This is a genomic window from Nonomuraea sp. 10N515B, from assembly GCF_052245915.1.
Taxonomy (GTDB): domain Bacteria; phylum Actinomycetota; class Actinomycetes; order Streptosporangiales; family Streptosporangiaceae; genus Nonomuraea.
On the sequence record NZ_JBQQBQ010000017.1, the window covers coordinates 1 to 25,877 of the forward strand.

The following is a 25,877-nucleotide window of genomic DNA, read 5'->3' on the forward strand; positions in this document are numbered from 1 at the left end:
GAGGTGCTCTCCAGCGACGGCATGTCCATCGAGATGCGCGACACCGACGAGGACGTCTTCCGCGCCGCGGAGGAGCTCGGCATCGATCTGTCCCGGCGTGAGCCGAGCAGCGTGGAAGAAGTCTGAGCGCGTTAGAGCTTCAGGCCGTCCCGGCCGGTACCCGACCGGCCGGGACGGCTGGGATTCAGGCCTGTTTCATGAGGCCGCGGTCACTTGCCGGCGAGCTTCGCGACGTCGGAGGCGTAGACGGTCGTCCAGTGCGGGTGCAGCCGGTAGTAGACCACGTCGTTGTCCCAGTCGAAGGCATCCTCGCCGTAGAAGTCCTTGAAGTACGCGAGCAGGTCCGGCCAGTCCTCAGCCGGCTCGCCATCCTCGGGATTGAGGATCTCCACCGTTCCATGCGTGAACACGCCCAGGTCCTCACCGCGCATGTGCGCGACGCTGGCGGCGGGGCGGGCGGCGAGGTGGCGGGCCTTGGCCGCGCTGCGCGCCGTGCCGAAGTACCACTTGCCGTGCAGGAAGTGCCCGTCCACGCCGCTGATCCGCGGCTCGCCCTTCGCTGTCACGGTGGACAGGGCGAGGGTGCACATGCCGGTCAGGATCTGGGTGAGCTGATCCGCGCTCAGGGTGCGCTCGGTGATGATCGAGCGGAGGTGGGTGGTGGAGCGGGACAGGGATGCGTCGAGCAGGGCCTGGAGCTCGTTGAGTTCTTCTGGCGTTTCACGCATCGGGCCACTTTAGCCACGCCATCCTCGGCGTCGGAATCAGCAGCGGCCTTCTGGCGAGCGCGCCCGGATCATTTCCCGCGAGCGGTGTCGCGCCCGCTGCGCCACTTGGCGGCATACGGCAGCACGAACAAGTACAGACCGGTGAACAGGAGCAGGGCGAGCGGGAGCAGCGGCACGTAGGACACCCAGACGACAGGCTCCTCCTGTACCAAGGCGATGGTGGTGACGATGACGGTCACCGTAAAGGCCATGGCCAGCCAGCGGTGTATCTGCCGAACCCACTTGTTCCCCTTCATTGAGGACCTCCTTTGAAGGCGCGCGACCCCAGGCCCCAGTGACCTACCGGGTGGGGACGTTCAGCCGGTTGTAGACGTTGGTGATGGTCGGGCGGGTCAGCGCAGCTCCTGGATGCGTACCTGGTTGCCCGCGGGATCGCGGAAGGCGCAGTCGCGAACGCCCCACGGCTGCTCGGTCGGCTCCTGGATGACGTCGGCGTCAGTGGCCTGCAGCTTCTCGAAGGTGTCGTCGAGGTCTCGGGTGGCCAGCAGGATCCAGCCGTAGGTGCCCTTGGCCATCATCTCGGCGATGGTGCGGCGCTCGTCGTCGGTGATGCCGGGGTCGGCGGCCGGGGGTGCCAGGAGGATGGACGTGCCGGGCTGGCCGACAGGGCCGACGGTGATCCAGCGCATCTTGCCGTGTCCGACATCGGTGCGAACTTCGAAGCCGAGGGTGTCGCGGTAGAAGGCCAGGGAGGCGTCCGGGTCGTCGTGCGGGAGGACGGTCGTGTGAATGGTGATGTCCATGCCGTCACGTTAACTACGGCCCGCTGACCAGCGCTTCTCGATTCCTGATCGGTCTGGTCACCTGGCTCGCCACGCAAGGCAGCGCCGCGCGCGGCGCCGCGCGCGGCGCCGCGTCGCCCATGCGCATGAACGCCGCTCAAGCGCCGGCGCAGCAGGCAGAACTCGTTGCCCTCCGGGTCGGCCAGGACGTACCAGGATTCCTCGCCCGTCTGACCCACGTCGGCGGGCTTGGCGCCGACAGGAGCTCGAGCTCTTCATCCTGGTCACGATCGGTGGGGTTCACGTCGATATGCAGCGGCAGCTTGCCGGCCTTCGGCTGGTCGGTCGGACTGAAGACGATCGTCGGCTGGAGTCCGCCGAAGCCTTCGTCCTCAGGACCGATCTCGACGCTGTTCTCGACCCGATCGAGGACGACGTAGCCAAGCACGTCACACCAGAACGCGGCAAGGAGTTCGGGGTCTCGACTGTCGATCACCAGTTCACTGATACGGCATGCCACGCGGTTGCTGGTCCCCGCCTCGGAGCTCGCCCATGCGCGCGCCGAGCCGATGGCAACCGGCCGCGAAGTCCGTGAGAGTGCGGGAGAACAGCCCCGGGTGCTCGAGGTTCCACAGGTGGCCGGCATCGGGCACCAGGCGCAGCTCCGCGCCGGGGACGGCGGCGGCGATTCGCCTGGCGTGGGCGATGTTGGGCCTGTCCTTCTCGCCGCTCAGCACCAGGGTCGGCACGCCGATCTCGCCCAGCCGGGGCAGCAGGTCGAGGTGGCCCAGCTCGCGCAGCCCGGCCAGCAGGGTCCGTTTGCCGGCCCGGCGCAGGTCGTCCATGGCGGCGGCCACGTACTCAGGGCGGCCTCCCGAATACATGCCCTTGAACATCCCGGCCAGCACGTCGGCGGGCAGCAGACCCATGATGGCCCGCTGCACCGCGTCCGTCCTGGCCGGCTTGGCGGAGGCTCCTGAGACGACCAGCCCGGCCAGCCGTTCCTGGACGGCCAGTGCCGTCAGCAGGGCGACGGTGCCGCCGCCGGAGATGCCGACCAGGTGCACGGGCTCGGGCTGCGCGATGATCACCTCACTGATGGCGGCGGTGGCGCGGTCAAGGGTCAGCGGGCCGGGAGTGTCGCCGTGGCCGGGCAGTTCGGGGGCGATGATCCGGTGTTCGGCGCCGAGGGCGTCGATCTGGGGTTGCCAGGCGCGGGGCCCCGATCCGAAAGCATGGATCAGTACGAAGGCTGACATGGCTTCTCCAAGTCTTGAGGTGCGGAAATAAGCTGACCGGTGCCGGACATGGTGCGCCTGCGGATCGGGCCCGCGATGAGGAGCGCGCCCAAGGCCGAGAGCGCGCCGACGAGGCCGATGACGTTCCACAACATCTGCGGCCCCAGCGGGAGCAGCGCGGTGCCGAGCATCGGCGCGACGACCGCGCCCGCCGCCCAGCTCATGCCGGAGACGCCGGCGTAGGTGCCCTGCTGTTCCGGAGGTGCGAGTGCCGCCACGATCGTGGGCAGGGTGCCTGCGATGACGATCTCCCCGGCGGTCCAGACCGCCACCGTGAGCGCGAGCCCGCGCACGTCGTGCACGAGCGCGGTGAGTGCGAAACCCGCCGCCACGAGTGCGGTGCCGGTGGCCAGGACGCGGCAGGGATCCCGCCGCGCCAGCCACGCTCCGGTCAGCGGCTGAACGGCGATGATCAGGATGCCGTTGAGCGCCATGGCCAGGCCGAAGTGCGTACGGCTGACGCCCTGCCCGGCCATGGCCAGCGGAAGGGTGGTGAACGCCTGGGCGTACAGCACGCCGTAGGCCGTGGTGACGGCGCAGACGGCGAGCATCAGCCGGTCCCGCCGTACCGCTCGCAGGCCCCCGACCGGCGCGGGTCCCGCGCTGGGGCGGGATTCCGGCACGGTACGCCACACCACGGCGGCGAAGGCCACCGCGACGGCCGCGTTCACGCCGAAGATCGCGTGCGTGCCCTGATCGGCGAGTCGGCCGCCCACGACCATCGCGACGGAATAGCCGAGGTTCACCGCCCAGAAGAGCAGCCCGTACGCCCTCGGGCGCAGCGCGTACGGGACGAGGTCGGCCACCATCGCCTGCGAGGCCGGACGGTACGACTCGATGGTCAGCCCGAGCAGGAACGCGGTCGCCGCCACGATGGGGAACCCGCTCGCGGCGCCGAGGCCGACCATCGCGGCGGAGGCGGCGAGCATGCCGCCGGTGAGCGTGATCCGGCGGCCGAACCGGTCGGCCAGCCAGCCGGCGAGCACATGGGACAGCAGCGAGCCGGCGCCGAAGACCGTCATGACGGCCCCGGCCTGCGTGAGCGTGCAGCCCTGGACCTGGACCAGGTACACCGACAGGAACGGCTGCACGATCGCGCCGGTGCGGTTGATGACGGTGCCGAGCCAGAGCATCCAGAACGGGCGCGGCAACGACAGCGGGCCCGGGGGTGCCGGGGACGTCCGCGAGGTGAGGACTGCCATGGCGTTCATGGTTGACCCGGGGACCTGGAACCCCTAAATGTTTAATCCGTGGCTGAATCCTCGTCATCCTCGTTCGCCGAGTTCGACTTCACCTCTGTCGACCTGGCCAGGGTGAGGTTCGCCTTCTCGCCGGTGTCGGAGGCGGTCGCGAGCCTGCGCGTGTTGCAGGACCCCGGCCGGCAGGCGATGCACCTGCCGTGGATCCGGGCGGTCCGTCCCCGGCTCGCCGGGCTGGATCTGCGGCTGCTGTTCGCGCTGGTCCCGCTCGGCCCGTACTTCGCCGACTTCCTGACGCCCCCGCCCGCCACCCCGTTGCCGGACATCGCCGCCGAACTGGAGCTGGTCGGCGCGGCCGACCTGGACGAGGCCGTCTCCGAGGCCCGGCGGCTTCCCGGCGCCGACAGCCCGGTCGTGCGGGAGTTCCTCGATGACCCGGCGTCCGGTGTCGCGCGGGCGGTCGCCGAGCTGCGCCTGTACTGGGACGCGGCGATGGACAGATTCTGGCCGCAGATCCGCGGGCTGTTCGAGTCGGAGGTGCTGCGCCGTTCCCGGCAGCTGGCACGTGACGGCGCCGGTTCGATGTTCAACGACCTACACGAGAACATCACCTGGAGCGAGGGCCGCCTTCGCGTGCGGACCCGTGCTTGGCGGCGCAGCGGGCCGATCAGCGGCGACGGCATGATCCTGATCCCGAGCGTCTTCCACTGGCCGGACACGACCGTGATGGCCGAGCCGTACCAGCCGAACCTGGTCTATCCCGTGCCCGGCGTCGGCACGATCTGGTCGCAGGGGGCCGTGCCCACCCCCGATGCGCTGGACGCCCTCATCGGAAGGACCCGCGCCCGGATCCTCGTCACTCTCAGCGACGCGGCCACGACGACCATCCTGGCGCGGCGGCTGGCGATGGCGCCCGGCGCGGTCAGCCAGCACCTGGCGGTGCTGCGACGGAGCGGCCTGATCACGCGACGCCGCAGCGGTCGCGAGGTCTTCTATGAACGATCCCAGCTGGGCGACACGCTCTGCGCCGCTGGTCCCGCGACCTGCGTGACCTGACCCCTGACCCGACGCCGTCCCCTTCCTGGGCACAGGCGTGGTAGCTGCTCCAGCGAGCGCGAATGAAAGGCCGGCCAGCGGCACCGAGCGGATTATGCCTGGGACCGGATGTGGGTGGCGATCCTCTGCGCGCAATCCAAGGCCTCGGTATGTGTGGTGTCCACCTCCAGGTCGTAGACCACGCCCTGGTGAACCACCTCTGCTTGCAACGCGGCCATGCCCTGGACCCGGTCCCCGCGGGCGACCTCGCGGCCCGCTGCGACCGCACGCTCGCACCGGACGCCGACCCACAGCACGTCCAGTCCGGCGAGAACCTTCTGCCACCGCTGCTGGGACGCGGCTCCACCGAGGAAGACGTCATCCACGATCACTCCAGCGCCCGCCCGGGCCGTTGCGGCGACACCCTCCATCCACGCCGCGTCCAGCTTCCGGAACATCGGACCGACACTCACCCCGCCGTCCGGCGCGAACTCGATCCCCCCATCCGATCCCTGCATGGACGCGGGCATCGCCTCGATCAGCGAGTCGACGCCGAAGGCAAGCCATGGATCCGGCAGAACGGCCTGGAGACAGCGGGCGATTCCCGACTTTCCCGAGCTGGAGCCACCATTCAGAACGATCACGTGAGTCACCGGCCCACACTAGAAGCCCGGGCCCAGGATCCGAAAATGCTTTTCCAGCGGGCGTCGAGCGGATCAGTCACGCTCCTGAGAAATCAGTGCGCGAAGCTCCTTTTGCGCATAGAAGGCGGACCGTCGTGCTGGAAGGGCATACACCGGCGAGCGTGATCGCGGGGGCCCGTGAATACCGGGCGTCCGGCAGTAGAAGATGCGCGGCGGATCAGATCATGTACAACGCCCCCGCTGCGGGACATTCATCAGGCGCTGACCTTCAACTGATGGACGCGCTGCTTGGACAGCCCCATGACACGTGCGGTGTCGGGCTCCGACCAGTGGCTCGTGAGTGCCTTTGCGGCCGTGACGGCCAGCTCCGCGGCACGCCTGGCGTGAGCCTCGGCCAGCTCCTTCTCATGGTGGTATTCGGCTACCAAACCGGCCACGTCCTCGGGTAGGTCGAACACAAAGTCCACGCCGGGAGGGGCTTCAGGCCAAGCCCAGGCGTGGATCTCCGCCAGATCACGCTCCATCTGCGACAAGGAGCTCGCCACGCCGACGCCCTCGGTCTCTCCGGTCGGGCAACGAGACACCCAGCGCCCGTTCTCGTAGGTGATGACATAGGTGATCGTCTTGCTCATCGGCCCATCCTTTCGGTGACCGCCTCGAGGCGTTTGAGTGCTTCACGAAATAGTTCGGGGTCGCGGTCCGGGTTGGCAGGGATCATGACGGGAACCGAGATGATGCCATCTTTGATCACGCGCACCGCACACATGTCGCCCTTGAGGTGGTACAGCCAGTCAGCAGTCGCACCTACAGCTGCCACTATCGCTGCGACCTCGACGAGCTGGCGCATGTGTGGGGGAGGTCCTCGGTCACGACGCGAGGATACCGGATTAGAAAGGGTCTTCCTAGTCAACTAGGAAGCACCTCTACAGGAGTTCCGGTCCGGCTGAGCCTCCGTGTGGAGCCTCTGGCGTCAGCACATGAGGCAGTCGCTCGCGCACACGCCTTCACGAGGGTAGGGCCTGCAGCGCTGCGGCGAGTGTGCCCAGCACCGCCCGGCTCAGCTCGTACGGGTCCGCGCCCTCGTTCTGATCGGCCAGCGGGCCGTCACGCCAGAGCACCGCGAGCCCGTGCACTGCCGCCCAGCCCAGCACGACCAGGTGCAGCGTGTCCGGCCGGGTGCTCCACCCTTCCTGCTGAGCTTGGACGATCAGCTCGGTCATCGTGTCCTTGGTGGCCTGGGCTCCGGCCTTCAGCGCCGGGTCGTCGCGGTGGTGTAGCTCGGGCCGCCACATCACCTCGAACAGGCCCGCCCGCTCCCGCGCGAACCCGATGTACACCATCCCCAGCTCCTGAATCCGCTCGGCGGCAGGCGCCGCGCCCAGGCGCGACAGCGCGCCCCGCATCCGCGTCCCCAGCTCCGCGAACCCCTCCACCGCCAAGGCGGTGAACAGCCCCCGCTTGTCCTGGAAGTGGTAGGCCGGGGCCGCATGACTCACCCCGGCCCGCTTGGCGATCGACCGCAGGCTCACCTGCGCGAACCCCTGACTGGCCACCTCCTCTTCGGCCACCTCCAGCAAGGTGGCCCTCAGATCGCCCTCGAAGTAGGTCGGGTTACGCATTTCCGCAGCATGACGCGCGAGCTTGTCACTGTCAATCTGGTGTGCCTATGCTGAGCTTGTCACTGTCAAGCTCAGCTCATGGCGAGGCGGACCCACATGTCACACCCCTTCGACGACCTACGCCCCCACCGCCACCTCCGCCTGACCACATACCGCGCCTCAGGCGAGGCGGTGCCGACCCCCGTCTGGTTCGTCTGCCACGACGGCGCCCTCTACATCAAGACCGGCGCCCATACCGGCAAGGTCAGACGCGTCCAGCGCAACCCCCGGGTCACCGTCGCCCCCTCCACCTCGCGCGGCACTCCCCGGGGGGCCGGTCTCCCGGCGCTGGCCGAGGACGTCGGCCAAAAGGTCCCCGCCGCGGTGCATTCGGCATTCCTCCGCCGTTACGGCATCCTGCAGCGCCTCCGCGACTTCCTGGTCGGACGCCGGCGCATCACCCCGACGTTCCTGAAAGTCACTTCGGCCGATGGCGGCTCGGATCCGTTCCACGTCAGAAGTACCTCGGGGTGAGGTCCGTGGCGGGCCAGGTCTTCACGGTGCCGATCGCCTGGCCAAGAATGGGGAGCCGGCCCGATCGGCCGGTTCCATCTGGCTGAGGCCCCGCTGAAGCCGCCACCAGCGCAGCTCGGGCCCGAATGTGCCGTTCTTTCACCGGGTCTTCGAGCTCCACAGGGCGACGGTGATGTAGATCGCCTGCAGTGGGATGCGCAACCACAGCGGGCTCGCCTCGCCGCCGTTGTAGGGCACGTCGGCCAGGACGGCGTAGACGTTTGCGGGAAGCAGCGCCACGTAGAGCGCGGCCAGACAGAGCCCGGCGGCGCGCCGCGTGGCGGTCAGGACCAGGCCCGCCGCGCCGAGCAGTTCCAGCACGCCGGTGAGGTAGACCATGGCGTCGGGCACGGGCACGAACGGTGGGACGATCCGCACCAGGTCGGCGTGGTTGGGCATGACTGTCACGGTTTCGGGGACGAAGTGAGCGCTGGCGGTGACCACCAGCATGATCGCCATGGCGTGGGCGGCGGCACTCCGCCAGGAGGCCAAGCGAGCGACGCCGAGCATCCCGAGCGCCCTGAAGACCAGCAGAGCGCCGCTCAGGACGGCGAAAGCCGTCATGAGCCGAGACCATGGTCGCGGGCGAAGTCGGCGAAGGACCGGGCTGGGCGGCCGACGACCTGGGCGAAGTCGGGGGTGGTGTAGTCGCCCCAGCCGGAGGCGTAGGCCCTGCCGTACTCGACGATGACCGCGGAGACCCAGTCGGACAGGCCGTAACGCTCGGTGGCGCCCCGGGCGGTCCCGCGCTGGGTGGCGGTGTCGGTGCGGCCGTAGGAGTCGAGCAGGTCGAGGTAATCGTCGGTCCGCAGGTGGGCGTGTACGTCGATGCGCATGAGATCTTTCGGAAGTGGTCAGGCCTGGCTCGGGTGCCGCGTCGGCCAGGTTGGCCGGGGTGAGGCGGTCCTCGTCGATGGCCGGTACGGCTCGCGCCGCGGCTGTGGGCGCGAGCCGTACCGGAGCTTTCAGTGCTGGACGACCGGCCAGTCGATCTCGGTCTGGGCGGTCTTGTTGAGGTAGTTGGTGAAGACGTTGAGCGCGACGTGGCCGACGACCTCGGCGATCTCACCGTCGCTCAACCCGTCCTCGCGAGCGGCCTTCAGATCGGCGTCCTCGACGTCGCCGCGGCCGCGGACCAAGGCGACGGCCAAGGTCAGAGCGGCCTGCGCCTTGGCGTCGGAGGCCCTGCCGTACCGGGCGGCGTCGGCTTCCTCGGCCGACAGCCCGGCCAGGTTGGTGCCGATGTAGGTGTGGGCCGACAGGCAGTAGTCGCACGCGTTCTCCTGCGCGACCACGAGCGCGAGCCGCTCGCGGACGGCGGCGGGCAGCGCGCCGCCGGCCAGGGCGCCGGAGAAGTCCAGGTAGGCCTTGAGCACGGCGGGGCTGTTGGCCATCGCCTTGGTCATGTTCGGGGTGACGCCCAGGGCCTTCTGCACGCCGGCGAGCAGGTCTGCGGCCTTGCCGGTGGCCTGGTCGGGCTGGATGAGGGGAAGTCGGGACATGGGGGATCAAACCTTTCAATTAGAGGTGGTCGGCCAGTTCGGCCAGGAGGACCCGCTTGGGTGCGGCGCCGACGACTTCGTGGACGACGCGACCGTCGCGGAAGAGCTTGAGGGTGGGGAAGGCGTGCACGTCGTACTGCTCGGCCAGCTCGGGGTAGGCCTCGACGTCGACCTTGGCGACGACGAGCTGGTCGGCCTTTTCGTCGGCGAGCTGCTCCAGGACTGGGGCGAGCAGGTGGCAGGGGTGGCACCAGTCGGCCCAGAAGTCGACGAGCACGGGCTTGCCGCTGCCTAGGACGGTTTCGGCGAAGGTGTCGGTGGTGACGGTCCTCGTTGCCATCTCACACTCCCGTTCTAACGGATATATCGCCATCTAACCGTTAGAAGATGATCGCGATTCCCAGCTTGCCCCGGGAAGTTCGAGATCTTTTGATGGCTACTTCGGAGCGGAGGGTGCGGTGCACCGGGCTGGCTCGTCCACCGTGAAGCTGTGCCGCCCGGCGTTGACCTCCTGGGTGGGGCGGGCGACCTCCCGCACCACCACCTCACTTTTGAGCGGCGGTGAGGGGTCGCAGCGGGCCGCTCGGACGGTTGTCTCCGCTGTCCGAGCGCAGGACGGTCCTTACTTCTTGGCGGCGGTGACGGCCCTGGTAGCGGAACGACAGGACCGCGGGCAGCACTTCGGTGATCATTACTTCGCACTCCATTCGAGGTTTCGTGGGCGAGCCGTGCGTCAGTGACGGACGATGGGCCAGTCGATGTCGGTCTCGGCGGTCTTGTTGAAGTAGTTGGTGAAGACGTTGAGCGCGACGTGGCCGACGACCTCGGCGATCTCGCCGTCGGACAGACCCGCCTCACGGGCGGACTTCAGGTCGGCGTCGGCGATGTCGCCCCGGGTGCGCACCACGGTGGCGGCGAAGGCCAGGGTCGCCTGGCTCTTGGGGTCGGTGGCCCGCGCGTGCCGGGCATGGTCGGCCTCGGCGGCGTCCAGTCCCGCCAGGTTGGTGGCGATGTAGGAGTGGGCCGAGAGGCAGTAGTCGCACTCGTTCTCCTGGGCGACCAGGATGGCGATCTGCTCGCGGACCGCGGCGGGCAGGCTGCCGCCGGCCAGCGCGCCGGAGAACTCCAGGTAGGCACTGAGCACGGCCGGGCTGTTGGCCATCGCCTTGGTCATGTTCGGGGTGACACCCAGCGCCTTCTGCACGGCGGCCAGCAGTTCGGCCGCGGCTCCGGTGGCCGACTCCGGCTGGATCAATGGAAGTCTGGACATGGTGTGACCTCGGATTTCTTGGGGCGGTTGCCCTGTTGTTTCGGGGCTGAGGTCATCATGCGAGGCCGTGTTGATAGATTCCCCATGCTTTTTCCATCGGGCCCACCAGGCTCGATAGAGCTCGGGGGGACACGCGGATGGGCGTACGGTTCACGCTGCTCGGACCGGTAGAGGTACGCGGCCAGGACGGGTACGTGCCCCGCTGGGAGCCACGGCACCGCGCCCTTCTGGCGTACTTGCTGCTGCATGCCGGGACCGTGGTCAGCACTGACCGGTTGATCGGTGCCATCTGGGGAGTGACCCCGCCGGACACGGCCAGATCACAGATCCACACGTTGGTCGCGACGGTGCGGCGGGCGCTTCGCCAGGCCGGAGCCGAGCAGGCGCTCCAATCCCGCACCGCCGGTTATGTGATCTACGTCCAGGCCGGGCAGCTGGACCTGGAGGAGTTCACCGAGCGGGCCGCCTCCGACGAAGCCGAGCAAGTCCGCGGGGCGCTGGCGCTGTGGGCCGGGGAGCCGCTGGCGGGCATCCGAGCCGACTACGTGCCAGAGGCCCGCCAGCGCCTGGAGGAGCGGCGGATGCGCGCGGTGGAACGCCTGGCGGACTTGGAGCTGGACCTGGGACGCCACACCGAGATCGTCGACGAACTCGCCACACAGGTCGCGGCGCATCCGCTGCGCGAGCGGCTGGTCGGCCAGCTCATGCTCGCCCTGCACCGGGCCGGGCGCCAGGCCGAAGCGCTGACGACCGCCAGGACCTTCCGCACCGCCCTGGTCGAGCAGCAGGGACTGGATCCCAGCCGCACCTTCGCCGCCCTGGAACAGTCCATCTTGCGCGATGACCCGCACCTGACTCAACCAGCCCAGCAGCAGCCGAAGCAGGCCGCCGAGCCACACCAGCCGCAGCGCGTCTCCCATCTGCCCTACGACATCGCCGACTTCACCGGACGCGCGGACGAAGTGGACACGCTCATCCGGTCATGGTCGGCCGACAGCGGCGTCGTGGGGATCTCCGCCATCGACGGCATGGCCGGCATCGGCAAGACCACCCTGGCCATTCACGCCGCTCACCTACTGGCCGACCGCTTCCCCGACGGGCGACTCTTCGTCGACCTGCACGCCCACACCCCCGGCCAGAGCCCCGTCGAACCCGCCGCCGCCCTGGAGACCCTGCTGCGCCAGCTCGGCCTTCCGGCCGAACAGATCCCCGCCGAGGTCACCGACCGGGCCGCGCTGTGGCGGACCGAGCTGACCGGCCGCCAAGCGCTCATCGTCCTGGACAACGTCGCCGGTACCGACCAGGTGCGCCCGTTGCTTCCCGGCGCCACCGCCAGCCTCATGCTGATCACGAGCCGCCGCCGGCTCACCGACCTTGACGGCGCCCAGGCCCTGTCCATGGACCTGCCCGCCGCCCAGGAGGCCACCGAGCTGTTCACCACCATTGTCGGCGACCGCGCCCTGGCTGAACCGGTCGCCGTCCTGGACGTGCTTCAGCTGTGCGGCTTCCTACCGCTGGCCTTCCGCATCGCGGCCGCGCGGCTGCGCCACCGCCCCCGCTGGACCGTCCGCTACCTGGCCGACCGCCTGCGCGACGAGCGCCGCCGCCTGACCGAACTTGCCACCCCCGAACGCGGAGTGGCCGCCGCCTTCGCCCTGTCCTACCAACAGCTCGACCTCGGCCAACAGCGCCTGTTCCGCCTTCTGGGCCTGCACCCGGGTGCCGATCTCGACGCCCACTCCGCCGCCGCGCTGGCCGACCTGCCCTTGGACGAAGCCGAGGCCATCCTAGAAGACCTCCTCGACGCCCACATGCTCCTCCAGCACCAACCCGGCCGCTACACCCTCCACGACCTGCTGCGCCAATATGCCCACGCCGCCGCGGAAGCCGACGAACCCGCTGAGTCGCGGCGCGAGGCGCTGACCCGGCTGTTCGACCACTACCTGTACACCGCCAGTAAGGCGATCGATCTCGTCTTCCCCAACAGGAAACACCACAGGCCGCGGATTCCCCAGCCGGGCACGCCGGTCGTGCGGTTTGGCGGCACGACGCAGGCGACCGAGTGGCTGGACACGGAACGTGCCAACCTCATCGACATCGGCGCCTGCACCGCCGACGACGACCAGCCCGGCTACGTCAGTCGACTCGCGGTGACCCTCTACCAGTACCTCTACGACCACGCCCATTACGACGACGCCCTTCTCCTGCACGGCAAGGCGCTGGACGCCGGCCGGCGCGGCGGCGACAAGGCCTGCCAGGCCCGGGCGCTCATCGACCTGGGCATCGTATATTTCCGGCGAGGCCGCTACGAGCAGGCGCACGAGCATTCCCGGCAGGCCCTGGACCTCTACCTTGAGCTCGGCGACCGGCTTGGCGAAGGACGGGCGCTGAACAACCTCGGCAACGTGTGCTGGCGGCAGGGATCCCATGACCAGGCGCTCGACCGCTACCGGCAAGCCCTGGAGCTGTGCCGCGACCTCGGCGAGCGGGCCAACGAAGCCGTCGCGCTGTCCAATCTGGGGCTCGCCTACGAGGGACTGCACCGCTACGAGCAGGCCCGCGACCACTACCAACAGGCCCTGGACCTGCATCGCGAACTCGGTGACCGGGGCGGCGAAGCCGTCGCGCTGGGCAACCTCGGCAGCGTCCACGAGCGGCTGGGCCGCTACGAGCAGTCCCGCGAGCAGCTTCTACGTGCCCTGGACCTGTGCCGGGAGCTCGGCTATCGGACCAATGAAGCCGAATCGCTCAACAGTCTGGGTGAGACGGCGCGGTCCATGGGCGATCTCGTCCAGGCCGTGGACGACCACGATGCCGCTCTCGCCGTCGCCCTGGAGGTGGGAGTTCACCACGAGCAGGCCCGCGCCCACGCTGGTCTCGCCCGCGCCCACCACGATCTGGGAGAGCACGGCGAGTCCCGCGCACACGCCCAGCAGGCCCTGGACCTGTACACCGACCTCGGCGTCCCCGAAGCCGATGAAATCCACGCCTTCCTGGACACCCTCGGTCAGCGGCCGTAGCCCCGTCGCCGGGAGATCAACGGAGGGCCCGAGATCGAGATGACCGGCGGCTCGAACCCGTTCCCCGTCAGAAGTACCTCGGGGTGAGGTCCGTGGTGGGCCAGGTCCTCACGGTGCCGATCGCCTGGCCGAGGATGGGGTCGATCGCGTCGAAGTCGGGCGCCCCTTCCTCCTCTCTGCGGTTGAAGATCGCGCAGTAGCTGACGCCGTTCTGCACCCGGGCGAGGAAGCTGAAGGTGCCGGGCATGCTGCCGTTGTGCCAGGTGTTCAGCCCTCCGGCGTTGTTGTTGCGCACGTTCCAGCCGAGGCCGTACCACGAGCCGCCGGCGGTCACGCCGGTCTCGGGCTTGGCGAAGGTCCGGGAGATCGACGTGGCGTTGAGCACGGGACCGGCGCCGTTGAAGACGAAACCCCACTTGACCATGTCGACGGCCGAGGCGAGCCAGCCGCCGTTGGCGTCCTGGTTGGGCATGTTGAAACCGCCGTACGGGAACGGCACGACGGTGCCCGACTGGTCCACGACGCTCTTGTTGGTGTACTGCGACTCGTAGGCGACCTCGGTGGAGAAGGCCCCGGAGCGCAGGCTGCGGCCGAGCCGCGGCCGGGTGATCCCGACGGGGGCGAGCAGCCTCTGCCGCACGTACGACTCGTAGCTCATGCCCGAGACCTTCTCGATGACCCGGCCGGCCAGCATGTAGCCGTAGTTGCTGTAGACGTACTTCGTGCCGGGGTCGAAGTCGAGCTTGCGCGCGGTGACGTACTTCATGATGTCGGCGTGGTCGATCGGCAGGGGCACGTCCAGCGACGCGGAGATCGTGTGGTCGATCCACAGCGGGTCCTTCGACACGCTCCTGTCCCAGCCGGCGGTGTGCTGGAGCAGTCGCCGCAGGGTGACGTTCGCCAGCCGTGGGTCGGCCGCGGTCGACAGTCCCAGCAGGGAGGCGACCTTCGTCCCCAGAGTCACCTTGCCGTCCTGGACCAGCCGGACGATCGCGGCCGCGGTGAGGCTCTTGCTCAGGCTCGCGACCCGGAACAGGGACGTGGGCTGCACCCGCACGATGGGGGCGCCGGGCTTGGAGTAGTGCCCGTAGCCGCGCGCGAGCAGGATCTTGCCGTTCTTGGCGACCGCGAGCTGGGCGCAGGAGATGTCCCGCTCCGTGATGAACGTCTTCATCGCCTTGTCGAAACCGGCCAGCGCGCTCGGCACAACGCCCGTGGTCAGCGGCTCGCCAGAGTCGGCCTGTACGGGGCCCGCTCCGAGCGCGATCGCCGGCACGGCGCCCGCGCTTACCTGGAGAAGCCGTCGCCGGCTGAGCATCGCCACTTTGCCCCCTATGGTCACAAAAACCTCAACAGGCATCTTTACTACCACAGTCAGGACAACAGGTGATCTCAACCGGCTCGCGCACGTCGATCAGCTGGTCACCGAACGCCTCCAGGCGTGCCTCACCAAAGGGTGACTCCTGGCGAGGCCACCGGCCGGGGCCGCGCACACGTGCTCGTGATGGTCACCGCCGCCCCGGAGTGCGCCGAGGCCAGCAGCGACTCCATGACGTCGAGCACGTGGAAGGCCAGCGTCCCGCCCGCGCGGGGCTCCTCGCCCACCGGGGTCGCGGCGAAGTCGGCCAGGCCCACGCCGCGCCCGGCCTCGAGGTAGCCGGCCGCCACCGGCAGGTCGCGCCAGCCGTCATCGCCGATGCTCAACACCTGGACGAGGCCGTCGAAGTGGTTGGGGTTGGGGACGACGAGCGAGCCCTTCTCGCCGTGCACTTCGATGTGGGGCGCCTTGGTCGTCGCCGCGTCGAAGCTCATCACCAGGGTGGACAGCGCTCCAGAGGCGTGGACGAGCACTCCGGTGACGTGGGTGTCGACGGTGACCGGGATCTCCTCGCCGCGACGGGGGCCCGAGCCGATCGTGCGCTTGGCGCGGGTGCGGCTTGCGGCGCCGATGACCGTCGTCACGGGTCCGAGCATGGTCACCAGGCTCGTGATGTAGTAGGGGCCCATGTCGAGGAGGGGGCCGCCGCCGGGGACGTAGTAGAAGTCGGGGTTCGGGTGCCAGCGCTCGTGTCCGGGCGTCACCATCATCGCGGTCGCCGCGACCGGTCTGCCGATCAGGCCGTCGTCGATGGCCTTGCGCGCCGTCTGCGTGCCCGTCCCTAACACCGTGTCCGGGGCGCAGCCGACCCGTACTTGGGCGGCGTCGGCCGCCTGCAGGATCCGCCCGGCCTCCGCGGCCGTCGCGGCGAGGGGCTTCTCGCAGTAGACGTGCTTGCCCGCGGCGATGGCGGCCAGCGCGATCTCGGCATGGGCGGCGGGAACGGTGAGGTTCAGTACGACGTCCACCCGCGGATCCGCCATCAGCTCCGCCACGCTCAGCACGTCGACGCCCGCGTAGGGCTGCACCGCCTCCCGCGCCCGGTCGGGGTCCAGATCGGCCACGGCCACCAGCCGCAGCTGCGGCAACCGGTCGATGGTCGGAAAGTATTGGGCCGAGATGGCCCCGCATCCGACGACGCCCACGTTCATCGGCTGGCCCACAACATTCCCCTCTCGATGATCGTGCGTACGCTGTCGTTCCGCAGGACGTCGAGGCTGTGCCCCGGAGTGGTGACGAAGATCCGCCCGCTGCCCCAGCGCCGGGTCCAGATCGCCGGCGAGGTGACCTCCCGGTGCCAGGGGTCCCAGGGGCGGGTCTTCTGCGTCGTCGTCGCCAGCACGTCGATGTAGTCGTCCGTCAGCACCCAGTATTGCTCGGTGACCAGGTCGAAGTCCTCGATGCCCGCGGTGATGGGATGCTCGCTCGCCTCGGGGAGCATGTTCACGGTGTACGGCACGAAGTTGTCGGCCTGCGAGCCGTCCCGCTCGGCCGGGTCCTTGCCCGGATGGCAGGCGAACTGGCCGCCGATGAGGTGCAGATAATCCGAAGAGTTGCGGTAGGAGTCGGCGATGCCGCCGTGCCAGCCCGCCATCCCGGTGCCGGCCCGGATCGCGGCCTCCAGCCCGTGCAGTTCCTCCCGCTCGATCGTGCCCATGGTGTAGCACTGCACGATGAGGTCGATGCCGGACATGAACGCGGAGTCCGCGTACGGTGCCGGCGAGTCGGCCCGATGCACGTCGTACCCGTGCTTTTCGAGGAAGGGGACGAAGAGGTCGGTGGCCTCCACAGGGGCGTGCCCTTCCCAGCCGCCCCGCACCACGAGAGCCTTGCGGCCCCTGTCGTCTGTCATGCTGTCGCCCATCGATCGCTCATGAGTCATCGGGTCCGATCGTCGCATCTTCGGCCGAGGCTATCCAAAGCGGGGCATACTCCCCCGGAAAACCGGTCGCCGGAGCGTTGGAACAGGGATACGGTCACTCGAGTGCCCGATGCGATCTTTGCGCACCCCCGCCTCGCACCCGTCTACGACGCCTTCGACGGAGAGCGCGACGACCTGCCGGCCTATCTCGCCATCGCCGATGAGTTGGGCGCGGATCGGGTGCTGGATGTCGGCTGCGGCACCGGATCCCTGGCGGTCCTGCTCGCCGGGACCGGCCGCACCGTCGTGGGTGTCGACCCGGCGGAGGCCTCGCTGCAGGTCGCGAGGTCGAAGGACGGGGCCGCGGCGGTCACCTGGGTCCATGGCGACGCCACGACAGTCCCGACGCTCCATGCCGATCTGGCGGTGATGACCGGAAATGTGGCGCAGGTGTTCCTCACCGACGACGAGTGGTCGGCGACCCTCCGGGGCATCCACGCCGCTCTTCGCCCCCGGGGGCATCTGGTGTTCGAAACCAGGCGCCCGGAGTACCGGGCCTGGGAGGAATGGGCTGCCGACACCGCTCCCTTCGTCCTTGATGTCCCTGGGATCGGGCCGGTGGAGCGGCGTCTTGAGGTCGTCGAGGTGCGTCTTCCGCTGGTCTACTTCCGCTCCACCTACAGGTTCGTGGCGGACGGCGCGGTGGTGACCTCCGACTCGACCCTCCGGTTCCGGAGCCGCGACGAGGTGGAATCCAGCCTGGGCGACCACGGCTACCGAACGCTCGACGTGCGCGAAGCCCCTGATCGCCCGGGTCGCGAGTTCGTGTTCATAGCCGAGCGCACGACCTGAGCCGAATCAGCGGGCCGCCCGGATCGAGCCACCCGCCGGGCGGCTCGATCCGGGCTGCACGATCGTCGGGTCAGCCGCAGTTCGTGAACTTGCCCCGCCTGGCCGAGGCGATCCCGAAGTCCCTGCGGGTGTCGGTGGTGTGGCCCTCGAAGTCCACGCACTGACCCTTGCCGTAACCAATGGCGGCGGCGTAGTGGCCGTACTTCCTCTTGGTGAGAGTGCCCGGGTCCCGATAGGCGCCGCCGCCCTCCACGTGGAGAATCGCCTGCGTGTACGTCGGCGTCCCGGCGTAGGCGGTCTTGATCACCGTGACGCAGTTCTTCTGCAGGCCGCGGTTCCACATCAGGTAGACGTACCCCCAGGTGGATCGCCCGTTCTTCAGCGCCCTCTTGTTGTCCTTCACGTGCGTCCATCCACCACGCCCGGATTCCTTGGCGCACGCGCGTTCGGGGGTGTAGGGAGCGGCGGCCATGGCGGGGGCGGGGTGGGCGAGGACCGTGCCGGCGGCGAACAGGGTGGCCGCGGCAAGGACCTTCGCTGACTTGCGCATGCGTTCATCCTTCTCAAGGCGGCCGGCCGGGGAGCCTGACCGCGGTCATGACAGCAGGTTGGCATGATCGCCAATTGTGGTCATGCTCTCACGGACAAGAACCAGATGTGACTGGTTTCGGCCGACAACGACCTATATTTCGGTCCTCCCGCACAGCCGAGAGGCAACGCTGCCCGACCATCACCGCCGGTGCGGAACCACCGTCGACGACGGTCATCACTCGCGTCGCAGGCTTCGCAGGTAGGCCGCCACGCGGTGCTTACCGCCGTACTCGGCCCAGCCGAGCGGGGTGGCGTCGTGCTCGGCGTCCTTGATTGTCGGGTCGGCGCCGAGCTCGATCAGCGTCCTGGCCGTCTCCACGTCGTCGTTCCAGGCCGCCTCGTGCAGCGGAGTGCTGCGGTGCCGGTGGTTCACGTCGAATCCGAGACCGGCGAGCAGCCGCACCGCCGCGGGCTTGCGCTGCCCGGCCGCGGTGTTGATCAGCCCCGGGGACCGGGCAAGCGCTCGCGCCGCCGGTTCCGGGCCGAGGGCGGCCACCGCGTCCGCGTCGGCGCCCATGCAGGCGGCGGTGAACGCGTCCCTCTCATCCAGTACCGTCGAGGCGCCTGCCGCGGCGAGGAGCTCCGCGACCTCGGTGTGCCCGTTCAGCAGGGCAAGCTCGTACGGGGTGCGTCCGCCGTACGCCGGATGCCCGCCGAGGCCGTCCACCTGCGCGCCGTGCGCGAGGAGCAGCCGGGTCCGTCGCGGGCCGCCCCGCAGGGCGGCGGTGGCGAGTTCGTCCCGCATCATCTGCTGCGGGGAGTGCAGGGTCGGGCCCAGCCGGGCGTGCCACGGCCCGCCTTCGCCGCGGCCCAGGCCGAACTCCAGCAGCAGCTCAAGGTGCGAGGTGTCGTCGGAGAACGAGCCGCCGAGTCCGCGGTTGTACAGGGTCTGGGCATCGTTGGGGTCCGCGCCTGCCTCCAGCAGCAGTCTGGCCAGCGCCAGTCCCTGCGGATGCGGCGGCTGGTCGCCCTCTCCCCCGCCGAACGCGCCGGTGAGCGCGGTGAACGGCGAGGTCAGCCCGTCCCACAGGAATCCGGCGTTCGGATCGGCGCCGCTCTCGAGGAGGAGCCGGGCCGCCGCCACGGACCGGCCTGGGGTTTGGAGGCGCGCGTAGGTCAGGTACAGCAGCGGCTCCCACCCGAAGGGGCCGCCCTGCGCCCGGGCGAGCCCGGGATCGCCGGCCAGCACATCTGCCAGTGCGTCGGCCGAGCCGGTGGCCGCCATCGTGAAGACGTTCGCGGTGGCCAGCCCCGGGTGCCCGGTCAGCAGGTGGTCGGCCTCCCCGGTCCGGCCCGGGTAGTCCGAGCCGTAGGTGAGGCAGGCGAGCCGCAGGAACTCCTCCGGCAGTTCCTCGCTCGGCGGAACCCGGTGCGGCGATCGGGAGTACCGGTCGACGGTGCCGACGTGCTCCTTCAGCCTGGGCCAGCTCGTGAAGCCGTACATACGGGCGGTGACGAGCTGCGCGTCGGACAACTTGGGCGTCTCCGGCGGCCGGGGGTGGAACTCGGTGACGAGCCCGAGCGCCTCGGGAACTCCCGCCTTCACGTACTGGAGGAGTGTTTTGGCCTGCTTGCGGAGCCGTTCGATACTGGGGTTGTCGGGCAGGCGATGGATAGGCACGATGGCCTCCTTTCCGTCTGGCCTGGCGTCCGCATGATCAGGCCGGAAAAGAGGTCGGGCCGAGGTAGTGCGACGAGCATCAGGTGGGCTTCGCCCTTCCCGCGGACCGGTGGCGCCCTGGGCGCGCGTTACCCAGGATACGCCAACCGGTTTTGGTGGTATTCCCACAATTGGAGCCGCGTAGCGTTCACGGTTGCGACATGGCGCCGCCGGCCTTGCAGAGGGAAAGGTGGAGACTACTGGGGGGACCGCCGTCTCGCGGCGTGCAGATGTTGTCTACAGGAGGGCTCGGTCGAGTGTTCAGTCGTGTCGCCATCGTCAACCGTGGTGAGGCCGCCATGCGGCTCATCCATGCCGTACGGGACCTCGCCGCGGAGACCGGGACACGAATCGAGACCGTCGCCCTGCACACCGACGTCGACCGCGCGGCGACCTTCGTCCGGGAAGCGGACCTGTCCTACGATCTCGGTCCCGCCTCCGCGCGCCCCTACCTCGACCTGAAGGTGCTGGAGCGCGCCCTGGTGGAGACCGGGGCCGACGCCGCGTGGGTCGGCTGGGGCTTCGTCGCGGAGGACCCGGCGTTCGCGGAGCTGTGCGAGAAGATCGGAGTCACCTTCGTCGGACCGAGCCCGGAGGCCATGCGCAAGCTCGGCGACAAGATCGGCGCGAAGCTGATCGCCGAGGAAGTCGGCGTGCCGGTCGCGCCGTGGAGCCGCGGCGCGGTCGAGACCCTGGACGCCGCCCTGGCGGCGGCGGCCGAGATCGGCTACCCGCTGATGCTGAAGGCGACCGCGGGCGGTGGCGGGCGCGGCATCCGCGTGATCACGAACGACAACGAGCTCGCCGACGCCTACGAGCGCACCAGCCAGGAGGCCGCACGGGCGTTCGGCAGCGGCATCGTGTTCCTGGAGCGCCTGGTCACCGGCGCCCGGCACGTCGAGGTCCAGGTGATCGCCGACGGCGAGGGCACCGCGTGGGCACTCGGCGTCCGCGACTGCTCGGTGCAGCGGCGCAACCAGAAGGTCATCGAGGAGTCGGCGTCGCCGGTGCTCAGCCCCGTGCAGACGGCCGAGCTCAAGGCGTCGGCCGAACGACTGGCCGTCGCCGTCGGTTACCGCGGCGCGGCGACCGTCGAGTTCCTCTACCACCCCGACGACAAGCTGTTCGCGTTCCTCGAGGTCAACACCCGCCTGCAGGTCGAGCATCCGATCACCGAGATCACCACCGGGTTCGACCTGGTCAAGGCGCAACTGCGGGTGGCCTCCGGCAGCAGGCTCGAAGGGGAGCCGCCGGTGGAGCGCGGGCACGCCATCGAGGCCCGGCTCAACGCCGAAGACCCCGACCGCGACTTCGCGCCCTCCCCGGGCCGCATCGCACGGCTGGACCTGCCCGCCGGGCCGGGCATCCGCGTGGACACCGGCGTCAGCGAGGGCGACACCATCCCCGCCGACTTCGATTCGATGATCGCGAAGATCATCGCCTACGGCCGCGATCGCGACGAGGCTCTCGGCCGGCTGCGCCGGGCGATGGCGCAGACCACGGTGATCATCGAGGGTGGCGCGACGAACAAGAGCTTCGTGCTCGACCTGCTCGACCAGCCCGAGGTGATCGACGCCAGCGCGGACACCGGCTGGATCGACCGCGTCCGCGGCCAGGGCAGGCTCGTCTCGCACCGGCACTCCGCCGTCGCGCTGGCGGCCGCCGCCATCGAGGCGTACGAGGAGGAAGAACGCGTCGAGCGGCAGCGGCTGCTGTCCACGGCGTTCGGCGGACGCCCGCAGGTGCAGCACAAGAGCGGCCGGCCGCTGGAGCTGAAGCTGCGGGGCATCGGCTACCGCGTGCGCGTCGCCCGGGTCGGCGCGCATCGCTTCCGCGTCGGCATCGAAGCCGGCGGCGACGTCCGCACCGCCGACGTCGAGCTCGACCGCTTCGACCGGCACACCGGGCAGATCAGCGTCAACGGCACCCGCTACCGCCTGCTCACCGGCACGCACGGGCCGATCCACCTGGTCGAGGTGGACGGCGTGACGCACCGGGTCAGCCGCGACGAGGGCGGCGTCGTCCGCTCGCCCGCGCCCGCGCTGGTCGTCGCCATGCCGCTGGCGGTGGGCGCCGAAGTCGAAGCGGGCGCGCCGGTGCTGGTGCTGGAGAGCATGAAGATGGAGACGGTGCTGCGGGCGCCGTTCAGGGCACGGCTGAAGGAATGTGCCGTGTCCGTGGGCACCCAGGTGGAGACCGGCGCACCGCTGCTGCGGCTGGAGCCGCTCGCCGACGACGCCGAAGCCGAGGACACCACGGCCGCCGGGTCCGTCGAGCTCGACCTGCCCGCCGCGCCCGGAAGGATCTCGGCGCGCGAGCGCACCACGCGCGGCCACGAGGACCTGCGCAGCCTGCTGCTGGGCTTCGACGTCGACCCGCACGACGACCGCCGGGTGCTCGACGACTACCTCGCCGCGCGCAAGGAGGCCGGCAAGGACGGTCACCGGCCGCTGGCCGAGGAGCTCGCACTCATCGACGCCTTCGCCGACCTGGCCGAGCTGAGCCGCAACCGGCCGGCGGGTGAGGAAGGCGGCGGCGACGAGCACGTCCACAGCGCCCGCGAATACTTCCACACCTACCTGCAGAGCCTCGACGTCGAGCGGGCCGGGCTGCCGGAGTCGTTCCAGGCCAAGCTCGCCAAGGCGCTCGGCCACTACGGCGTCACCGAGCTGGAGCGCTCTCCCGAGCTCGAGGCCGCGGTGTTCCGGATCTTCCTCGCCCAGCAACGCGCCTCCGCCGACGCCGCGGTCGTCGCGACGTTGCTGCGCGCATGGCTGCGCGAGTCGCCGCCGGACGAGACGCTGCGCGAGCCCGCCGGCCTGGCGCTGGAGCGGCTGCTGTCCGCGACGCAGGTCCGTTTCCCCGTGGTCTCCGACCTCGCGCGCGGCGTGGTGTACGCCTGGTTCGCGCAGCCGCTGCTGCGCCGCAACCGCGCCCGCGTCTACGCCCGCGTCCGCAAGCACCTGCGCCACCTGGACGCGCACCCGGACGCGCCGGACCGCGCCGAGCGCATCGCCGAGATGGTACGCACCACCGAGCCGCTGGTGCGGCTGCTCGGCCAGCGGCTCACCCGCGACGACCTGGACAACGCGGTCATGCTGGAGGTGCTGACCCGGCGCTACTACGGCAACAAGGGTCTCACTGCCGTCCGCACCAGCGAGGTCGCGGGCTGCAGGTTCGTGATCGCCGAGCGCGCGGGCTCCTGCGTGGTCTCCTCCGCGGTGAGCTTCGAAGCGCTCGGCGGCGCGCTGCGCGGGCTCGCGGGCCTGGCCGACGGCGAGGACGCCATCGACGCCGACATCTATCTCGCCTGGGAGCACCAGCCGGAGGACTCCGACGCGATGGCGGCCGCGCTGCACGAGGTCATCAGCGCGCACCCGCTGCCGCCCCAGATCCGCAGGCTCACCGCCACCATCGCGGGCAGCGGCGGCGCCGTGATGCACCACCACTTCACCTTCCGCCCGTCGGCCACCGGGATGACCGAGGAGCGGCTGATCCGCGGCCTGCACCCGTACATCGCGCAGCGGATGCAGCTGGAGCGGCTCAACAAGTTCGACCTCACCCGGCTGCCGTCGTCGGACGAGGAGGTCTACCTCTTCCAGTGCGTGGCGCGGGACAACCCGTCGGACGACCGCCTCGTCGCGTTCGCGCAGTTGCGCGACCTGACCGAGCTGCGCGAGCACGACGGCAGACTGGTCGCCCTGCCGGCGGCCGAGGACACCATCGCCACCTGCCTCGACTCGATCCGCCGCGCGCAGTCGCGGCGGCCGACGAACAAACGCTTCAACACCAACCGGATCGTGGTCTACGTCTGGCCGCCGAGCGACCTCACCCGCGCGGAGATGGAGATGATCGCCAGGCGCGTGCGGCCGACGACCGCGGGCGCCGGGCTGGAGGAGATCCTGTTCATCGCACGGCAGCGCGACAGGACGACCGGCGAGCTCACCAAGATCGCGGTGCGGATCGCCTTCGACGCCACCGGCGGAGCGGAGCTGACCATCGGCGAGCCGTCGGACGAGCCGGTCGAGCCGCTCGACGACTACCGGCAGAAGGTGCTGCGCGCGAGCAGCCGCAACACGGTCTACCCCTACGAGCTGACCAGCCTGCTCGGCTACTTCGTCGAGCACGACCTCGACGACGACCACGCGCTGGTGCCGGTCGACCGGCCGAAGGGGCACAACACCGCGGCGCTCGTCGCGGGCGTGGTCACCACGCGGACCCGGCGGCACCCGCAGGGCCTCACCAGGGTCGTGCTGCTCGGCGACCCGACGAAGTCGCTCGGCGCGCTGTCGGAGCCCGAATGCCGTCGCGTGATCGCCGCGCTGGACCTGGCCGAGCGGATGCAAGTGCCGCTGGAGTGGTACGCGCTGTCCGCCGGCGCCCGGATCTCCATGACGTCGGGCACCGAGAACATGGACTGGGTGGCCGCGGCGCTCAAGCGGATCGTCGAGTTCACCCAGGACGGCGGCGAGATCAACATCGTGGTCGCGGGCATCAACGTCGGCGCGCAGCCTTACTGGAACGCCGAGGCCACGATGCTCATGCACACCAAGGGCATCCTGGTGATGACGCCGGACTCGGCGATGGTGCTCACCGGCAAGCAGTCGCTCGACTTCTCCGGCGGCGTGTCGGCCGAGGACAACTTCGGCATCGGCGGCTACGACCGGGTGATGGGCCCGAACGGGCAGGCACAATACTGGGCGCCGAACCTGACCGCCGCGCGCGACCTGCTGATGTCGTACTACGACCACACGTACGTCGCACCGGGCGAGGAAGGGCCGCGGCGGGCGACGACGAGCGACCCGGTCGACCGCGACGTCTCCGACTTCCCGCATGCGTTGGCGGACAGCGACTTCACCACCGTCGGCGAGATCTTCTCCGCGACGGCCAACCCGGACCGCAAGAAGCCGTTCGACATCCGGACCGTGATGCGGGCGCTGTCCGACCAGGACCACCCGGTGCTGGAACGCTGGAGGGGCATGGCCGACGCGGAGACCGCAGTGGTGCAGGACGTGCATCTCGGCGGCATGCCGGTGTGCCTGCTCGGCATCGAGTCACGGGCGGTGCCGCGGCGCGGCTTCCCGCCCACCGACGGCCCGGACACCTACACCGCGGGCACGTTCTTCCCGCGCTCGTCGAAGAAGGCCGCGCGGGCGATCAACGCGGCCAGCGGCAACCGGCCGCTGGTGGTGCTGGCCAACCTGTCGGGCTTCGACGGCTCGCCGGAGTCGATGCGGAAGCTGCAGCTGGAGTACGGCGCCGAGATCGGCCGCGCGATCGTGAACTTCCGCGGGCCCATCGTGTTCTGCGTCATCTCGCGCTACCACGGCGGAGCGTTCGTGGTGTTCTCGAAGGCGCTGAACCCGAACATGACCGTGCTCGCGCTGGAAGGCTCGTTCGCCTCGGTGCTCGGCGGCGCCCCCGCCGCCGCGGTGGTGTTCGCGGGCGACGTCAACGCCCGCACCGCGGCCGACTCGCGGGTGGTGGACATGGAGGCCCGCGTCGCGGCCGCCTCCGGTGCCGACCGCGCCGCGTTGACCGCTGAGCTCGACGAGCTTCGCTCGTCGGTTCGCGCGGAGAAGCTCGGTGAGGTGGCGATGGAGTTCGATCGCGTGCACAACATCCAGCGCGCGGTCGAGGTCGGGTCCGTGGACGCCGTCATCCGGGCCGCCGAACTGCGCCCACGCATCATCGAGGCCATCGAGGGCCGCCTGCGCCGACCGTGACGCGCCGGACGGGACGCAGCTCAGGTCCCCGGATTGCGGGAGCGGAAATGTCGGTGCCAGCCGCAGTTCAGGGACGGATTGCCGGATGTCACTTTCCGAAGTCGTCTGCACGGATGTCCTGGGCTTTCGGGGCTCTGTGCAGAGGACTGTGAAGCACCGG

General features: G+C 69.9%; 25 protein-coding genes and 1 pseudogene. 5 read left to right on the forward strand and 21 right to left on the reverse strand.

All coding sequences use genetic code 11. The annotated features are described in order from the left end of the window. Nucleotides 1–209: 209 nt before the first annotated feature. The 6 genes and pseudogenes from ACTWQA_RS25445 to ACTWQA_RS25470 form a co-directional block, all read right to left on the reverse strand. Nucleotides 210–728, reverse strand: coding sequence for a pyridoxamine 5'-phosphate oxidase family protein (locus ACTWQA_RS25445; RefSeq protein WP_443161597.1), 519 nt, complete (start codon nucleotides 726–728; stop codon nucleotides 210–212). Nucleotides 729–796: 68 nt separating this feature from the next. Beyond that, complete coding sequence (locus ACTWQA_RS25450; protein WP_443161598.1) at nucleotides 797–1,024, reverse strand: hypothetical protein; 228 nt, start codon at nucleotides 1,022–1,024, stop codon at nucleotides 797–799. Nucleotides 1,025–1,120: 96 nt separating this feature from the next. Next, entirely contained in the window at nucleotides 1,121–1,531 is a 411-nt protein-coding gene (locus ACTWQA_RS25455; RefSeq protein ID WP_443161599.1) for a VOC family protein, read from the reverse strand. Nucleotides 1,532–1,665: 134 nt separating this feature from the next. Then, nucleotides 1,666–2,030: pseudogene (locus ACTWQA_RS25460) on the reverse strand (VOC family protein); the annotation flags it as partial. Next, entirely contained in the window at nucleotides 2,011–2,769 is a 759-nt protein-coding gene (locus ACTWQA_RS25465) for an alpha/beta fold hydrolase (RefSeq protein ID WP_443161600.1), read from the reverse strand. The gene ACTWQA_RS25465 and the pseudogene ACTWQA_RS25460, both read right to left, overlap by 20 nt. After that, nucleotides 2,751–4,010, reverse strand: coding sequence for an MDR family MFS transporter (locus tag ACTWQA_RS25470; protein WP_443161601.1), 1,260 nt, complete (start codon nucleotides 4,008–4,010; stop codon nucleotides 2,751–2,753). Before ACTWQA_RS25470 ends, ACTWQA_RS25465 begins: the two co-directional genes overlap by 19 nt. Nucleotides 4,011–4,058: 48 nt before the next feature. Between ACTWQA_RS25470 and ACTWQA_RS25475 the strand changes: the two genes are divergently transcribed. Then, complete coding sequence (locus ACTWQA_RS25475) at nucleotides 4,059–5,063, forward strand: DUF5937 family protein (protein WP_443161602.1); 1,005 nt, start codon at nucleotides 4,059–4,061, stop codon at nucleotides 5,061–5,063. Nucleotides 5,064–5,155: 92 nt separating this feature from the next. Here the strand turns inward: ACTWQA_RS25475 and cpt are convergent, their stop codons facing one another. From cpt to ACTWQA_RS25495, 4 genes are all read right to left on the reverse strand, one after another. Then, nucleotides 5,156–5,686 (reverse strand): chloramphenicol phosphotransferase CPT, encoded by a 531-nt coding sequence (gene cpt, locus ACTWQA_RS25480; protein WP_443161603.1) that lies wholly within the window; start codon nucleotides 5,684–5,686, stop codon nucleotides 5,156–5,158. A gap of 254 nt (nucleotides 5,687–5,940) precedes the next feature. Continuing rightward, nucleotides 5,941–6,318 carry a hypothetical protein gene (locus ACTWQA_RS25485; RefSeq protein ID WP_443161604.1) on the reverse strand — a complete coding sequence of 126 codons (378 nt, stop codon included), beginning with the start codon at nucleotides 6,316–6,318 and terminating at the stop codon, nucleotides 5,941–5,943. Then, nucleotides 6,315–6,533 (reverse strand): hypothetical protein, encoded by a 219-nt coding sequence (locus ACTWQA_RS25490; protein ID WP_443161605.1) that lies wholly within the window; start codon nucleotides 6,531–6,533, stop codon nucleotides 6,315–6,317. The genes ACTWQA_RS25485 and ACTWQA_RS25490 overlap by 4 nt, the downstream gene beginning before the upstream one ends. Before the next feature lie 157 nt (nucleotides 6,534–6,690). Continuing rightward, nucleotides 6,691–7,305 carry a TetR/AcrR family transcriptional regulator gene (locus ACTWQA_RS25495; protein ID WP_443161606.1) on the reverse strand — a complete coding sequence of 205 codons (615 nt, stop codon included), beginning with the start codon at nucleotides 7,303–7,305 and terminating at the stop codon, nucleotides 6,691–6,693. A gap of 78 nt (nucleotides 7,306–7,383) precedes the next feature. Here ACTWQA_RS25495 and ACTWQA_RS25500 point away from each other — a divergent pair, with 78 nt between their 5' ends. Beyond that, entirely contained in the window at nucleotides 7,384–7,818 is a 435-nt protein-coding gene (locus ACTWQA_RS25500; protein WP_443161607.1) for a PPOX class F420-dependent oxidoreductase, read from the forward strand. A gap of 138 nt (nucleotides 7,819–7,956) precedes the next feature. On the opposite strand, the gene ACTWQA_RS25505 is transcribed toward ACTWQA_RS25500, so the two are convergent. The 6 genes from ACTWQA_RS25505 to ACTWQA_RS25530 all read right to left on the reverse strand — a co-directional run bounded on the left by ACTWQA_RS25505 (nucleotide 7,957) and on the right by ACTWQA_RS25530 (nucleotide 10,629). After that, nucleotides 7,957–8,421, reverse strand: a complete 465-nt coding sequence (locus ACTWQA_RS25505; RefSeq protein ID WP_443161608.1) for a DoxX family protein — start codon at nucleotides 8,419–8,421, stop codon at nucleotides 7,957–7,959. Next, nucleotides 8,418–8,693 (reverse strand): hypothetical protein, encoded by a 276-nt coding sequence (locus ACTWQA_RS25510; protein WP_443161609.1) that lies wholly within the window; start codon nucleotides 8,691–8,693, stop codon nucleotides 8,418–8,420. The genes ACTWQA_RS25505 and ACTWQA_RS25510 overlap by 4 nt, the downstream gene beginning before the upstream one ends. 129 nt (nucleotides 8,694–8,822) lie before the next feature. Next, entirely contained in the window at nucleotides 8,823–9,359 is a 537-nt protein-coding gene (locus ACTWQA_RS25515) for a carboxymuconolactone decarboxylase family protein (protein ID WP_443161610.1), read from the reverse strand. Between the two features lie 19 nt (nucleotides 9,360–9,378). Further along, a complete protein-coding gene (gene trxA, locus ACTWQA_RS25520; RefSeq protein WP_443161611.1) occupies nucleotides 9,379–9,699 on the reverse strand; it encodes a thioredoxin in 321 nt (106 codons plus the stop codon). A 205-nt stretch (nucleotides 9,700–9,904) separates the two neighbouring features. After that, nucleotides 9,905–10,051, reverse strand: a complete 147-nt coding sequence (locus tag ACTWQA_RS25525; RefSeq protein WP_443161612.1) for a hypothetical protein — start codon at nucleotides 10,049–10,051, stop codon at nucleotides 9,905–9,907. A gap of 41 nt (nucleotides 10,052–10,092) precedes the next feature. Next, nucleotides 10,093–10,629, reverse strand: coding sequence for a carboxymuconolactone decarboxylase family protein (locus tag ACTWQA_RS25530; RefSeq protein ID WP_443161613.1), 537 nt, complete (start codon nucleotides 10,627–10,629; stop codon nucleotides 10,093–10,095). A 137-nt stretch (nucleotides 10,630–10,766) separates the two neighbouring features. On the opposite strand from ACTWQA_RS25530, the gene ACTWQA_RS25535 reads away from it, so the two are divergent. After that, nucleotides 10,767–13,649, forward strand: coding sequence for a tetratricopeptide repeat protein (locus tag ACTWQA_RS25535; protein ID WP_443161614.1), 2,883 nt, complete (start codon nucleotides 10,767–10,769; stop codon nucleotides 13,647–13,649). Between the two features lie 67 nt (nucleotides 13,650–13,716). Here the strand turns inward: ACTWQA_RS25535 and ACTWQA_RS25540 are convergent, their stop codons facing one another. The 3 genes from ACTWQA_RS25540 to ACTWQA_RS25550 form a co-directional block, all read right to left on the reverse strand. After that, nucleotides 13,717–14,967: a serine hydrolase domain-containing protein gene (locus tag ACTWQA_RS25540; RefSeq protein WP_443161763.1), complete on the reverse strand. Its 1,251-nt coding sequence runs from the start codon at nucleotides 14,965–14,967 to the stop codon at nucleotides 13,717–13,719. Between the two features lie 128 nt (nucleotides 14,968–15,095). Next, nucleotides 15,096–16,190 carry a Gfo/Idh/MocA family protein gene (locus ACTWQA_RS25545; protein ID WP_443161615.1) on the reverse strand — a complete coding sequence of 365 codons (1,095 nt, stop codon included), beginning with the start codon at nucleotides 16,188–16,190 and terminating at the stop codon, nucleotides 15,096–15,098. Further along, a complete protein-coding gene (locus ACTWQA_RS25550) occupies nucleotides 16,175–16,879 on the reverse strand; it encodes a ThuA domain-containing protein (RefSeq protein ID WP_443161616.1) in 705 nt (234 codons plus the stop codon). The genes ACTWQA_RS25545 and ACTWQA_RS25550 overlap by 16 nt, the downstream gene beginning before the upstream one ends. A gap of 132 nt (nucleotides 16,880–17,011) precedes the next feature. Between ACTWQA_RS25550 and ACTWQA_RS25555 the strand changes: the two genes are divergently transcribed. Beyond that, the gene (locus ACTWQA_RS25555) at nucleotides 17,012–17,740 is read left to right on the forward strand and encodes a class I SAM-dependent methyltransferase (RefSeq protein ID WP_443161617.1); all 729 of its coding nucleotides are present in this window, start codon (nucleotides 17,012–17,014) and stop codon (nucleotides 17,738–17,740) included. A gap of 70 nt (nucleotides 17,741–17,810) precedes the next feature. On the opposite strand, the gene ACTWQA_RS25560 is transcribed toward ACTWQA_RS25555, so the two are convergent. Next, nucleotides 17,811–18,290, reverse strand: a complete 480-nt coding sequence (locus tag ACTWQA_RS25560; RefSeq protein WP_443161618.1) for a hypothetical protein — start codon at nucleotides 18,288–18,290, stop codon at nucleotides 17,811–17,813. A gap of 216 nt (nucleotides 18,291–18,506) precedes the next feature. Further along, a complete protein-coding gene (locus ACTWQA_RS25565) occupies nucleotides 18,507–19,952 on the reverse strand; it encodes an ankyrin repeat domain-containing protein (RefSeq protein WP_443161619.1) in 1,446 nt (481 codons plus the stop codon). 296 nt (nucleotides 19,953–20,248) lie between these two features. On the opposite strand from ACTWQA_RS25565, the gene ACTWQA_RS25570 reads away from it, so the two are divergent. Beyond that, a complete protein-coding gene (locus tag ACTWQA_RS25570; protein ID WP_443161620.1) occupies nucleotides 20,249–25,717 on the forward strand; it encodes an ATP-binding protein in 5,469 nt (1,822 codons plus the stop codon). Nucleotides 25,718–25,877 lie beyond the last annotated feature (160 nt).